This is a genomic window from Peribacillus kribbensis DSM 17871 (assembly GCF_000430765.1).
In the GTDB taxonomy this organism is placed as follows: Bacteria; Bacillota; Bacilli; order Bacillales; family DSM-1321; genus Paraperibacillus; species Paraperibacillus kribbensis.
Genome location: NZ_KE387239.1, coordinates 70,926 through 83,314 on the forward strand (window position 1 = coordinate 70,926; position 12,389 = coordinate 83,314).

Consider the following 12,389-nt stretch of genomic DNA (forward strand, 5'->3'; position numbering starts at 1 on the left):
TATGATTAATTCGCTAACCTCTTTTAGATTTTTTGCTGCGCTTATGGTCTTTCTTTTTCATATGGGGATTTTTACTCAATTTCAATTAGGTGCAGCCGGGGTTTCTTTTTTCTTTATATTATCTGGTTTTATTCTTGCATATAATTATAAAATGAAATTAACAGTGATCAATAAAGAGGTGTTAATAAGTTTTTATAAGGCAAGGTTTGCGAAAATTTATCCAGTTCATATTCTGACCTTTTTAATTTCTGTGCCCCTAGTTATTTTAACTTTTAAACCTGATAATCTGTATCTTGTTAAGTTTGCATTTATGTCAGCTATAAACTTGTTGTTAATTCAAAGTTTTTTCCCTAATCCGGGTACATATTTTAATTTTAATGGTGTATCTTGGACGTTATCCGTGGAAGCTTTTTTTTATTTTACATTTCCATTTATTTTAAGGGTTCTACTTAAATTAAATGTAGCGAAGAATTGGTTAGCAACTATTATTGGAACAACTGTAATATGGTGTTTACTTCTCTATGCAAATATCTCATTAGGAGAAACATATAGCTTCTTTATATGGTTCCTACACATATTTCCAGCAGCGAGATTGTATGAATTTGGTATAGGAGTATTTATGGGTATAGTGTTTTGGGGAATTAATAGAAATTGGTTTTCGAAAAGTAAATATCTATACAGTCTGTTAGAGTTCCTAGCTGTAGCTATCCTATTAGTTATGATGCTATGTTCTTCTAATTTAAGCTCAACAGTTGTCCGAGGTGTCTATTATATTCCTGTATGTAGTTTAATAATTTTTGTATTCGCTTTTCAGAAAGGAATACTCTCTGAATTCTTGGCAAATAAAATTTTTATTTACCTTGGAGAAATCAGCTTTTCCTTTTATATGATTCATCAGCTAGTTATACGGTACTTCGGAAATTTTGCTTTAGATAGCTCAGTTAAATTGTTAATGTGCTTCACAATATCTTTGGTACTTAGCATTGTAATATATCAAACTTATGAGGAGCCTATGAGAAAAAGGATTCGATATGGTGCTAAAAAGAAGACCAACCACGCTTTAATTGATAAACATTTTAGCCAATTTCAAAGTGATTAAATTAGGTGTTATGGATATATGAACATCCTCTAACAAATTCTAGAGGATGTTTTTGACCGTATCTCTATACTAAACTTTGTGAAATTTAATGTTACACCTAAGGTATTAACACTTAGAACCTATGAACTAAGGGGAAGTTCTTTTAGTAACTTTATAGTGAGCGGTGTTACTCATAATGGAAGTACTATAATAGAAAAGATTTTTGATACAGATTGTAAATTCTTAAATAGCACTTTGGAAAGCATGATATATAATCCTATGGCACGTATAATTAATGTGGCTAATGAAATTCAAAGAATTTAGCCAGCGGGACAGGCTATGATGTATATGTTTTATAAAAATACTTTTTTGACAGTGGTAATATATCAATGCCTGATAATTCTTCATATGTCTTTTCGGATAATAATTTTAGACTCTCCGTCGGAATCCCAGTCTCAAGTTAACAAAATAACAGGATGTACATTTGACTCAAAGACAGCTACCTCCAGTTATAGAGTTTTCTGTAATATAAACATGAGCATTCTGTAGGTTAGCTGTCATTAACCCTATAGAGGTTGGCAGTTATAAATAAAATTACCTCTAATCTTGGCTGTTAATAAAGTATAAAGATTTATAGCAATACCTGTTACATTGTAGATAAGGTTATTTTTGATAATGCAATTATCCCCGTAAGAATCTTCTTGATTTATGCCACCTCGTCGGATCCGGAAACAAAGGTTTTCCATTAAAAAGAAAAGTTAAATCCATTATCCCTTATATAGAAAACAAACCGGACTTTGCTTGCTCCAATTGGGATTGTAATAGGACCTTTCTGATTTGAAGTGCCCGAATGAAGGTATTGTCGCTTCGGTAGAAGTATACATCCAGTTTCTTGGTGTTTAAGGCTGTAGTACGAGTGAATCAAGCTCCAGCCACAAGAAAGGAATTATATACTTTTTCTGTTGGGAGGTTAATTTAAGTTGAAATAAGATGGCAGACCTGTCATTGGATCTAAGACTATGCGGAGTTTTCTTTAGGGCTTACATTAAACAACTTGCTAAATGAAGTACTGGTAAAGGTGATATTGTCTCCCATATAATCTCTATTTGTACAGTGCGTTACATAGCTATTATTAGTACCTCCTGTAAAACTCTTCCGTATTTGAAAAGCTCCTGACATCCCGGCAGCCAATAATCGTTCCGTTTATAAGATGGGAGTTGGTCACTCCATCAACAATAAACTATTCCCCCTGAAATTGTAGTAATCTGTAGTCGTCCTGGTATCAAAAGGTGACTTCCTATCCGAATCAAATATCACCTTCAGTGTAGATCCATTAAGATTGAGTGACATATTGTCCAATAAGTTTATCTTTCTAGTATGGCATAGGGTATATTGTCCCTGGAGAAGTATAGCTTCTGAATAACCATTATCATACGCATACTTTAGTGCGTTATTAATTCCTCGGATGTTTGCATCAGCCATATAATAATCAGCAGCCCTATAAGGCTTACTTGGCAGTCACTGCTTAATATTCCATTTTGCGAGTTCGATAATATACAAATGTCGTCCTTTCATTTTAGTTTCTCCAATATTATATGGTCTATGAAAATAAAGAAATATTGCTTGGACTAGCTGTAGTTCTAAAGGAAATACTAAAGTATTTGTCGAAAAAATGTTCTTTATAATGAACAACCATGAGTTTATAATCTAGGTAGAAAGACTTAATATAGTTTTACTCAAGTAAAACAAAGTCTTTACTTTTTACTAGTAGGTGAACAAATGTCATCAGCAATAAACAAAGCAAAAAAGACGTATCAGCGCCCCCTTGTTCTCACACATCAGCCAATTGTGTTTGAGACAGCCCAGAGCTGGAATAAGGGTCATGGCAATCTGGATCATCCTGGAACAGGAAATGGCGGAACTAATTATCCTAACACGCCTTATACAGGTCCGCATAATGGAAATGGTGGTGGAAATGGTAAAGGTAATGGGAAAAATAAATAAGACAAAAACTGTAAAATAACGGAGTGTTTGATGAATAAAATTTTAACTAAGATTGGTGACCATATCGTTAATTTCACTTGTAATAGTAAGCATTTGTATGAATATCTCTCTATAAACTTTCATTCATACGAGACTGAAGAAAAAGCGCACCTCTCAATCCGGGTTATTAATGGCTATGGTCTTTCTTTTCAAAATTATGATGTTTCAATCACTATTGACAATAATAAGATTCAATACCAACGCGCCGACTACTTAATCCAAGTCGATCCCCAATACAAAAATGCCGTAATCTCAGTTCACGACGAGCTGGCGCTAAAGCATGCGCTGACCAACCTGTACAGTGCCTTCATCGTCCATCATAACTGGGGTCTTTTAATACATTCGTCATGCGTTATAGAGAACAAAAGAGCTCATATTTTCTCGGGGCATTCCGGGGCTGGCAAATCTACCGCGGCTAAACTCTCGCATCCTCGTGAGCTGTTATCGGATGAGGCTACGATTGTGAAGGTTTCTGCAGAAGGGATTACTATTTTTGATTCGCCGTTTCGCAGTGAGATTCAAAACAAGAATAAGCAGGGCGGCTTTCCTCTTGGCAGCATTCAGCTATTACGTCAGTCATTGGATATCAACCGGGAGAGAATGGGGCGGGCCGATGCGATGCTTCAATTGATGGATAAGGTATTCTTCTGGCCATGTGAGCGAGAAGAGACAGTGAAAATAATCGGGCTTCTCAAGGCTCTGGTCAGCCAGACACCTGTGTATCGCCTTGATTTTCAAAAGAATAATAGATTTTGGGAGCTGATTTCATGACACATCGCTATATACAAAATGGCAGCCATGAAGCGACAGAGTTTGATCAAGAGTGGATTATATTAAATACAGAGAACTATACCGTTACCAAGCTAAACGACATGGGAGGGTTCTGCTGGTCACTGCTTAGCAGCAACCAGACTGTCGATTCTTTGGTAGAGGCAGTGACCAAGGAATTGGACTCGGTTATCCCGAAAGAGAGAATCGAAGCTGATATCAGAGAGTTTTTATCGGACCTGATCGAGTGTGATTTAGTGGCCTATGATCGCGCAGGCTGAAACGGTCTTTATGATTAAGAAGGTCATTGGGACAGAGGGGCTTATGGAGCTGCCGGCAAAGGGCAATAGTATGTATCCGCTTATCAGGGAGGGGAATATTTGCACCTTTGAAGTTTGTGAAATAGAAAAACTGAAGAAGGGAGATATCGTTCTTTTTCTTTCTCCCTCAGGCGGTTTGGTTGCACATAGATTTGTTTCCTATTTGGAAGAGACAGGGGAGTATCTGTTTAAAGGAGATACAAATCTCGGAATGGATGCTCCGGTACTGCAGGCACAGCTGCTGGGGCGGCTTGTCTTGATAAAAAAGAAGCAATTTCCTTTGAGAGCAGATCATCCTATGCTATGGCTATGGGGAAAGCTGGTCCTGTCTTTTCCTGTTATCTCTGGGCTTCTCCGCAGCTTTTTAAACCGCCGTAATCCTCAGCATGTGTAAGGTGGAGTGTTAATCATGAATAACTTACATTCAATTAAGCAGCTTGCAAAAGAATATTTTTCTTTTAAGGATATCATTCGCACATATTCTTTACTGAAGCCGTTTATTTTAAGACGCTGGAAGGCCTACACAGTGCTTGCTGTCATGCTATTTATCAATATCTTTACTACTATTGTTTTTGCCTGGTACTTCGGAGCAGTTACTGATGCAGCGATCCAAAGTGATTTCTCAAAGCTTAAGCTCCTGGTTCCTATGGGTGCCGGGCTTCTTATGTTCAGTATGGTATCTTCCTATGTAAACTCCTATTGTGAAACGATTGCTTCCACCGGTGTGAAACGGGACCTGGAAAATTACTTATTCAGCCATGTACTGCGGCTGCCGGCTAAAAATACAGCCAATCTTCGTTCCGGTGATCTCATTTCCCACTTTACAACAGACCTGCACAGTATTGACGGCATCATAGGCAGCAGCTTAATTGATTTAATCAGACTGCCTGTTATTTATATGGTCGTATTCATTTACTTATATCATATCAATTCTACTATCGCCCTAATAAGTCTTTGTACAGCTCCGGCCGCTGCGGTTCTGGGGGTATTTTTCGGGCTTATTCTCCGCCGAAATGGGAGGAAGATCTTTGACCTTGTAAGCAGTCTAAACGGGATGATTTCCGAAACCTTTCAGGGGCTGCATGTAGTACGAACGTTTACTCTTGAAAAAGTATTATTTGATAGGTTTTCAGGCAGGAACAGGAAGCTGATGCAGCTTGAATTAGAAAATACCAAATTGCGCAGCTGGTTTTTTTCAGCCGGAACTTTCATAAGCTATTTGATTTATTTCATCAGCGTCTGCCTTGGATCTCTCTATATTTCCAAAGGAACATTGACGGTTGGGGCGCTGCTGACCTTTTTAAATCTGGTGAACCATCTGGTTTATCCCATGACCGGGCTTGCCGGGCAGTGGGCTGGGTTTCAAAGGTCGATTATAGCAGCAGACAGGCTGCTTCGTGTCCTGGAGCAAAAAGCAGAAGCTGAGGAGCTTCCTGATTACATAAAGCCTGCAGGAATATCTATGCCCATAGAAATGAAGGATCTGAGCTTTGGTTATCAGGAGGATCAAATACTTTTTCAAAAATTCAACCTGTCTCTTCCTACGGGAAAGGTAATCGCGGTTGTCGGGCCCAGCGGAGCCGGGAAAAGTACACTGTTCAGCCTGATTCAAGGGATATATAAGCCTTTTTCAGGAGAAATACAAATAGGTGGTAAACCGATTGAGGATATGATTCTTGCGGAGCTGCGCAGCTCGATTGCCTTTGTGCCCCAGGAAACGTTTCTGTTCGGCGGCTCGATTAAGGATAATCTGATGCTTGCAAAACCGGGTTTAACAGAACGGGAAATGATCAGGGCCTGCCAGGATGCATATATCCATGATTTTATTAGATCCCTTCCTTACGGTTATGATACCCAAATCGGGGAGCGCGGGGTTAAGCTGTCAGGCGGACAGAAGCAGAGGATTGCCATTGCAAGGGCTTTATTGAAGGATGCCCCTATCCTAATGCTTGATGAAGCTACATCTGCCCTGGACACCGAAACTGAACACTATGTCCAGCAAGCTTTGGATAAGCTGGTGAAAGGAAGAACCACCCTTATTATCGCACACCGCTTATCAACCGTTAAAAGCGCGGATTTAATAGTGGTTTTAAATGAGGGAAGGCTCATTCAGTCCGGAAGCCATCAGGAGCTTATGGGGCAGGAAGGCTTATACCGAAAGCTTTATCATTCAGAGTTTAGCAAAAGAAAACAGCTGGAGCTTGTATCCATCTAAGGAGTGTAATGAATAGTGAACCTGCTTGATACTTTATATAATCCCAGTGCTGTTCTTCCTCCTGAAGGAAGCGGTTTTGAGCAGCTGCTGAACGCGATCAAATATCATGAAGCATCCTCGCAGATGTACATATTGCTTGCAAGGTTTAGTAAGCTGCACCAGACACCGGAATATTTCCAAGAGCAGCTTAAGCTGGGCTTCGATGAAATCTTCTATAAAAATCTCTTTATTCACAGCCAGACAAATAAGATCCTGAAAGAATTTGAAAAATGGGGGATAGATGTTATCCCTCTTAAGGGAACTTATTATTCAAAGGATTATTATGGGCATATTGGAGCAAGGCCGACTTCAGATATTGATCTATTGATCAAAGAGAAGGATATCACCTTAGCAATTGAAGCAGTCCAATCCCTTGGTTTTATAAATAGGAAGCTTGAAGATGACTCTCATTTCCACAGGAGCTATTACCAGGACATCCCCGGTTCCGCGATCCCCTTGTGTGTGGAGATTCACTGGGGGATACTGATGGAAAACACGGCGAGTCTGCGGATTGAGAAGTTTTGGGAGAATGCCGCTGCTGTCGATACCTTTCAGCATGTTAAAGCTCTATCCCCTTTTTACACGTTTTATATGATCTGCCTGCACGGCTGGAGGCATAACCTTGATTCATTAAAGTATTATATGGATATTATCCAGCTTATCCTTGTACTTAAGGAGGAGCTTGACTATGTGGAACTGCTTGAGGAAGCCAGGAAAGACAGGACTCTAAAAAGAATAGTAAGGACGCTTTCGCTCGTCTATGAGGCATTGCCTTACCTGCATGAGATAAAAGAATTTCCTTACAAAAAACAGGTAAGATTCCGGAATCAAATTGTTTCAAAAATTACCAAGCCGACACTGAAGGATTATCTAGACTATGTCGACTATCAATTTTTCAGCTTTGACACAGCACGGCACAGCTTTCTGGAAGTAAAGAACTGGCTGAAATCCTTAGGATAACAATACAAACTTATTCAATAGGAACTCTAAAAAAAGAGACTAATTAGTGAAATGCGCCCTGATTGTTAGCTGCAACTAACAATCAGGGCGCATTTCTTTATGGCAAAAAAAATTAAAAGGCATGAGTCCGATAAAATCGAACTCATGCACATCAAGCTGTCTAACATAATAACCTGTCTAACTTTATGTGGTCTCTTCAATGCATAGGCGGCTCTTGATTTTGTCTATTTTTACTTGTTTCTTTGGTTTTAATATAGCGCACCATTCCGATAAACACGAGAGCGGCACAGGAATCTAAAAGTACATCATAGGGTGTCGAGGTCCTTCCCGGCACAAAAGACTGATGATATTCATCTGAAATCGCATAAATGGTTGCAAGGGCCCAGGATAAGAAGTATCTTCGCTTTAGTAAAAAATACAGAAATACAGATAAAGTGCCAAATACAAGCACATGAGCGGACTTGCGGATTATTACATTTAAGACTTCGGCAGAGTTATAATCTATCCCCAGACTGTTCTGGATGAGTGAAAGAGTATTCTCCCCGGTTGCAAATTTGGAAGCCGTAAAGATAAAGATCAGCAAGCCAAGCATTATGGCGGGAAGCAGATATTTTAATTTCATAGTCGCAGCTCGCTTTTTTATTTTTTTATTTAGTATAGCCCTTTTTTATTGATTTCAACACGATGGAATTTAAGAAGGACTTTGTACTGAAGCCAGGATTCGAAAAATTCCTTGGTAATTCCCCGTCCTTTTACCTCATTTAATAGTTCGATCCATTCAGCCTCCAGTGATTGACTGAAGGTAGAAACTCCATATTCATATAGCAGCAAAGATGGTTCAACAATCTCTTCTCCTAAATCCAATCTATTATCCATGAATTCTCCTTATCGAAAGTCTCCTGACCGAATAAAAAATTTTTTGCAAATTTAAAGGAATTTTTTGTAGAAATCTAGTATTTATTATAAAATAGTTCTATATAAAGAACAATAGATTTCATTTTAAAGAACTTCACCATTTTGTGAAAGGAGTTTGTATGTACCGTAAAAATTGCTATAGATGCGGGAGGCCGTCGTTTAGCAGTGTTGAACATGGCAGCTGGATCTGCCCGGTATGCGGAAATGATTTATCAGGCCAAAAGCTGTTCAATGCGGCGACCTATGAAAAATTACACAGCTGGAAGAGCGGTATGAGAAAATCGGAGGAATTATTTCGTATTACTTCGACAAAATCTGAGTAGATCTTATGGTTATTTTTAGAAAGTTCAATATCGTTGGCAATTTAATGGGAAATAACCATCGAAATTAGACTGAATTATTTTGAATTGTGTGACAAATTATTACAAAAAAATATCCGGCGCTGGCATATACTGTAACTCAAGAACTATTAATGCACTATCCTGTTGAGAAAATGGCAAACTTATTGAAAAATAAGGGCGCAAAGTCGCAGGTCTAAGGTTTTCTCCTTAAAAACTAAGACGGCTGGACTGCCTTGGAGTGTAGGCTATTGGGAGGGTATTTAATTGGTAGTTGAAATCATCAAGCAGGAATTGGATTTGGAATGGATGATGCTGTTTAAGCAGGCGAAGGCAATGGGAATCAAAGTTGAGGAGATCAGGGAATTCCTGCAAGAGATTCAGCTTCAAAATGAAATGTAAGTATGGTGAAGCAGTTGTATAAAAAATGGAACCCTTAAGGCCTGGCTCGGACGAGCTGTGAGCTGCCTTAAGGGTTATTGTTTTTATTCCTTCTTCTGCCGCCACTTGTTAAACTCGATGAATTCCCGGAACTGTTCCTTGGTCACGCCGGAAGCCATGGCTTCTGCCATGATTTTCATCCAGTCTGAGTCCAGGGAGTCCTTTGGAAGATTGTCATATAAAAGACTATCCAGGGGGACTCCAAGGACAGATGAGATCTTTTCCAGGAATTGAATGGAAGGATTGGTCTGTAAATTGCGCTCCAGTGAGCTTAAATAGGACTTGGCTACTCCCGCTCTTTCCGCCAATTCAGACATGGACATTCTTTTTTCTTTTCTAATGTTTTTTACGCGATCACCGATCATCATGTGTTTCACATCCCAGCAGCCTTAGTAAAAAATTAATAGTATTTTAATGTAGGTGTAGTAGTATGAGTTTATAATGTTCTACTATAAACTTACTATACCGGCGGGAATATTTATAGTGTATTTCGTACTTTTTTTTGTAAAATTGCTGGGATTGTGCTATGTGATTGGCCCTTATGTTGTTGCTGGGTTTAAGAGATGTTATAATTATAGATGTGTTATTTTTTGAATGAATCGAATAATTCTTGGAGCCCATTCCACATGGGCTCGTTTTATATAGGCTCACATTGAAAATGATCAGAAATTGCCGTAGATGGAGAATGAATGCCGCTGGTTGGCAGTTTTCCCTGGCAAGACATCTTATAAAGAGGAGCGCTGAATATGGGGATTTTGAATAAAGTATTTGATCCGAATAAACGCGAAGTCAGGAGGCTTGAGAAGGCAGCTGATCAGATAGAAGCACTGGCCTCTGATATGGAACGTCTTTCGGATGACGAGCTTCGTGCAAAAACGGAGGAATTCAAAGGACGCTATCAAAAGGGAGAATCTCTTGATAAACTGCTTCCTGAAGCGTTTGCGGTCGTCCGTGAAGCATCCCGCAGGGTTCTCGGCATGTATCCTTTCCGCGTCCAGCTGATGGGAGGCGTATCCCTTCATGATGGAAATATTTCAGAGATGAAGACAGGGGAAGGTAAAACGCTGACTTCTACCATGCCGGTCTACCTAAATGCCCTTACAGGCAAAGGGGTGCACGTGGTAACGGTCAATGAATACCTGGCCAGCCGTGATGCCGAGGAAATGGGCCAGCTGTATAATTTTCTTGGACTTACTGTTGGTCTGAATCTAAACAGTCTGGACAGTGAAGAAAAGCAGGCTGCTTATGCGGCTGATATCACATACAGCACGAATAATGAGCTGGGCTTCGACTATCTTCGTGATAACATGGTCCTTTACACCGAGCAGAAGGTTCAGAGGCCCCTATATTATGCGGTCATTGACGAAGTTGACTCCATCCTGATTGATGAAGCACGTACACCGCTCATCATTTCAGGGACTGCAGAAAAATCAAATGTCCTGTATATCCAGGCGAATGCGTTTGTACGCACGCTGAAGCGGGATGTTGATTTTACGTATGATGAAAAGACCAAAGGCGTTCAGATGACAGAAGAGGGAATCTCTAAGGCAGAGCGCGCTTTTGGAATCGATAATTTATTTGACATCTCCCATGTTACCCTGAATCACCACATCAATCAGGCATTGAGGGCTCATAACAGTATGCAGCTGGATGTGGATTATGTGATCCAGGACGGCGAGATTGTAATCGTCGACCAATTTACCGGACGTCTGATGAAAGGACGCCGCTACAGTGACGGCCTGCACCAGGCCATCGAGGCAAAAGAGGGCGTCGAGATCCAGAATGAAAGCATGACGCTTGCGACCATCACCTTCCAGAACTATTTCCGTATGTACGAAAAGCTTTCCGGAATGACTGGTACGGCAAAGACAGAGGAAGAGGAATTCCGCAATATCTACAACATGCAGGTTATTGTCATTCCTACAAACCGGGATATCGTCCGTGATGACCGCGCAGACTTGATCTTTGCTTCCATGGAAGGGAAGTTCAATGCGGTGGCCGAGGAAATCGCAGAGCGCCATGCAAAAGGGCAGCCTGTGCTTGTCGGTACGGTGGCCATCGAGACCTCGGAGCTCATTTCTCATCTCCTGACCCGTAAAGGCGTGAAGCATGATGTATTGAACGCGAAAAACCATGAACGCGAGGCGGAAATCATTGCCCATGCAGGTGAGCGCGGTGCGGTGACCATCGCGACGAACATGGCGGGACGCGGTACAGATATCAAGCTTGGCGAAGGTGTGAAGGAGCTTGGCGGCCTTGCGGTTGTAGGTACAGAGCGCCATGAGAGCAGACGGATCGATAACCAGCTCCGCGGACGTTCCGGACGTCAGGGAGACCCTGGTGTGACTCAGTTCTATCTTTCCATGGAGGACGAGCTGATGCGCCGCTTCGGTTCGGATAACATGAAGAACCTGATGTCCCGCCTTGGCATGGATGACACTCAGCCCATCCAGAGCAAGATGGTGACAAGGGCAGTTGAATCTGCGCAGAAACGGGTGGAAGGCAATAACTTTGATGCCCGTAAGCAGCTTCTGCAATATGATGATGTTCTGCGCCAGCAGCGTGAAATCATTTATGCGCAGCGCAATGAGGTCCTTGAAAGTGATACCCTCCGTGCCATTGTGGAACGGATGATTGAATCATCGCTTTCCCGTAATTTCTCTGCCTTTGTTTCTCCGCATGAGGACGAGGAGGATTGGAACTTTACCGGCCTGATCGATTATATCAATGGAAATCTTCTTCATGAAGGCGATGTAACCGAAGCCGACCTTCAAGGAAAAGATCCGGATGAAATGGTGGAGTACATCCTTGGTAAGATCAAGGAACGCTATGATGAAAAAGAAGAGATGCTGACGGACGAGCAGATGAGGGAATTCGAGAAGGTTATCGTTCTCCGTGCTGTCGACAGTAAGTGGATGGATCATATCGACACGATGGAACAGCTTCGTGAGGGAATCCATCTCCGTGCGTACGGACAGATCGATCCGCTTCGCGAATACCAGGAGGAAGGACTTGCCCTGTTCGATGCCATGATTTCGGCTATTGAGGATGATGTAGCGAAATACATCATGAAAGCCGAAATCCAGAATAATCTGGAGCGCCAGGAAGTGGTCCAGGCCCAGGCGGTCAACCCGAAGGAAGACGGCGAAGTGAAGAAACAGCCTAAGCGCAAGAAGGAGGAAGTGGGACGGAATGAACCTTGCCCCTGCGGAAGCGGCAAAAAGTTCAAGAACTGCCACGGCCAGCTTCAATAATAAAGGCAAAAAGGACGG

Annotated in this window: 13 protein-coding genes and 1 riboswitch; of the genes, 10 read left to right on the forward strand and 3 right to left on the reverse strand. The window is 41.2% G+C overall.

The window, feature by feature from the left end:
* The first annotated feature begins 1 nt into the window (after position 1).
* The 7 genes from H539_RS28830 to H539_RS28835 all read left to right on the forward strand — a co-directional run bounded on the left by H539_RS28830 (position 2) and on the right by H539_RS28835 (position 7,423).
* The gene (locus tag H539_RS28830; RefSeq protein WP_051348640.1) at positions 2–1,099 is read left to right on the forward strand and encodes an acyltransferase family protein; all 1,098 of its coding nucleotides are present in this window, start codon (positions 2–4) and stop codon (positions 1,097–1,099) included.
* Positions 1,100–2,857: 1,758 nt separating this feature from the next.
* Positions 2,858–3,082 (forward strand): hypothetical protein, encoded by a 225-nt coding sequence (locus H539_RS0116245; protein WP_026694386.1) that lies wholly within the window; start codon positions 2,858–2,860, stop codon positions 3,080–3,082.
* 30 nt (positions 3,083–3,112) lie between these two features.
* Positions 3,113–3,892, forward strand: a complete 780-nt coding sequence (locus H539_RS0116250) for a hypothetical protein (RefSeq protein ID WP_026694387.1) — start codon at positions 3,113–3,115, stop codon at positions 3,890–3,892.
* A complete protein-coding gene (locus H539_RS0116255) occupies positions 3,889–4,170 on the forward strand; it encodes a PqqD family protein (protein ID WP_035322923.1) in 282 nt (93 codons plus the stop codon). The genes H539_RS0116250 and H539_RS0116255 overlap by 4 nt, the downstream gene beginning before the upstream one ends.
* Positions 4,171–4,180: 10 nt before the next feature.
* Positions 4,181–4,603 carry a S24/S26 family peptidase gene (locus H539_RS0116260; protein ID WP_162144745.1) on the forward strand — a complete coding sequence of 141 codons (423 nt, stop codon included), beginning with the start codon at positions 4,181–4,183 and terminating at the stop codon, positions 4,601–4,603.
* Positions 4,604–4,618: 15 nt separating this feature from the next.
* A complete protein-coding gene (locus tag H539_RS0116265) occupies positions 4,619–6,424 on the forward strand; it encodes an ABC transporter ATP-binding protein (protein ID WP_026694390.1) in 1,806 nt (601 codons plus the stop codon).
* Positions 6,425–6,439: 15 nt separating this feature from the next.
* Positions 6,440–7,423, forward strand: a complete 984-nt coding sequence (locus H539_RS28835) for a nucleotidyltransferase family protein (RefSeq protein ID WP_162144746.1) — start codon at positions 6,440–6,442, stop codon at positions 7,421–7,423.
* A gap of 196 nt (positions 7,424–7,619) precedes the next feature.
* On the opposite strand, the gene H539_RS28840 is transcribed toward H539_RS28835, so the two are convergent.
* Both H539_RS28840 and H539_RS0116280 read right to left on the reverse strand, forming a co-directional pair.
* Complete coding sequence (locus tag H539_RS28840) at positions 7,620–8,045, reverse strand: VanZ family protein (protein WP_051348641.1); 426 nt, start codon at positions 8,043–8,045, stop codon at positions 7,620–7,622.
* 29 nt (positions 8,046–8,074) lie between these two features.
* Positions 8,075–8,299: a hypothetical protein gene (locus H539_RS0116280; protein WP_026694391.1), complete on the reverse strand. Its 225-nt coding sequence runs from the start codon at positions 8,297–8,299 to the stop codon at positions 8,075–8,077.
* Between the two features lie 158 nt (positions 8,300–8,457).
* Here H539_RS0116280 and H539_RS0116285 point away from each other — a divergent pair, with 158 nt between their 5' ends.
* A complete protein-coding gene (locus tag H539_RS0116285; protein WP_026694392.1) occupies positions 8,458–8,661 on the forward strand; it encodes a hypothetical protein in 204 nt (67 codons plus the stop codon).
* A gap of 162 nt (positions 8,662–8,823) precedes the next feature.
* Positions 8,824–8,915, forward strand: a riboswitch (cyclic di-GMP riboswitch).
* A 28-nt stretch (positions 8,916–8,943) separates the two neighbouring features.
* Entirely contained in the window at positions 8,944–9,078 is a 135-nt protein-coding gene (gene sinI, locus H539_RS30890) for a DNA-binding anti-repressor SinI (RefSeq protein WP_081415917.1), read from the forward strand.
* Between the two features lie 83 nt (positions 9,079–9,161).
* Here the strand turns inward: sinI and H539_RS0116295 are convergent, their stop codons facing one another.
* A complete protein-coding gene (locus tag H539_RS0116295) occupies positions 9,162–9,482 on the reverse strand; it encodes a helix-turn-helix domain-containing protein (RefSeq protein ID WP_026694393.1) in 321 nt (106 codons plus the stop codon).
* Positions 9,483–9,863: 381 nt separating this feature from the next.
* Between H539_RS0116295 and secA the strand changes: the two genes are divergently transcribed.
* Complete coding sequence (gene secA, locus H539_RS0116300) at positions 9,864–12,371, forward strand: preprotein translocase subunit SecA (protein WP_026694394.1); 2,508 nt, start codon at positions 9,864–9,866, stop codon at positions 12,369–12,371.
* Positions 12,372–12,389 lie beyond the last annotated feature (18 nt).

Excerpts from the sequence above, each read along its gene's own strand:
- H539_RS0116260 (WP_162144745.1), top strand. The coding sequence starts at position 4,181 with ATGATTAAGAAGGTCATTGGGACAGAGGGGCTTATGGAGCTGCCGGCA.
- H539_RS0116265 (WP_026694390.1), top strand. The coding sequence starts at position 4,619 with ATGAATAACTTACATTCAATTAAGCAGCTTGCAAAAGAATATTTTTCT.
- H539_RS0116245 (WP_026694386.1), top strand. The coding sequence starts at position 2,858 with ATGTCATCAGCAATAAACAAAGCAAAAAAGACGTATCAGCGCCCCCTT.
- H539_RS0116285 (WP_026694392.1), top strand. The coding sequence starts at position 8,458 with ATGTACCGTAAAAATTGCTATAGATGCGGGAGGCCGTCGTTTAGCAGT.
- H539_RS0116255 (WP_035322923.1), top strand. The coding sequence starts at position 3,889 with ATGACACATCGCTATATACAAAATGGCAGCCATGAAGCGACAGAGTTT.
- H539_RS0116280 (WP_026694391.1), bottom strand. The coding sequence starts at position 8,299 with ATGGATAATAGATTGGATTTAGGAGAAGAGATTGTTGAACCATCTTTG.
- H539_RS0116250 (WP_026694387.1), top strand. The coding sequence starts at position 3,113 with ATGAATAAAATTTTAACTAAGATTGGTGACCATATCGTTAATTTCACT.
- H539_RS28830 (WP_051348640.1), top strand. The coding sequence starts at position 2 with ATGATTAATTCGCTAACCTCTTTTAGATTTTTTGCTGCGCTTATGGTC.
- H539_RS0116295 (WP_026694393.1), bottom strand. The coding sequence starts at position 9,482 with ATGATCGGTGATCGCGTAAAAAACATTAGAAAAGAAAAAAGAATGTCC.
- H539_RS28840 (WP_051348641.1), bottom strand. The coding sequence starts at position 8,045 with ATGAAATTAAAATATCTGCTTCCCGCCATAATGCTTGGCTTGCTGATC.
- secA (WP_026694394.1), top strand. The coding sequence starts at position 9,864 with ATGGGGATTTTGAATAAAGTATTTGATCCGAATAAACGCGAAGTCAGG.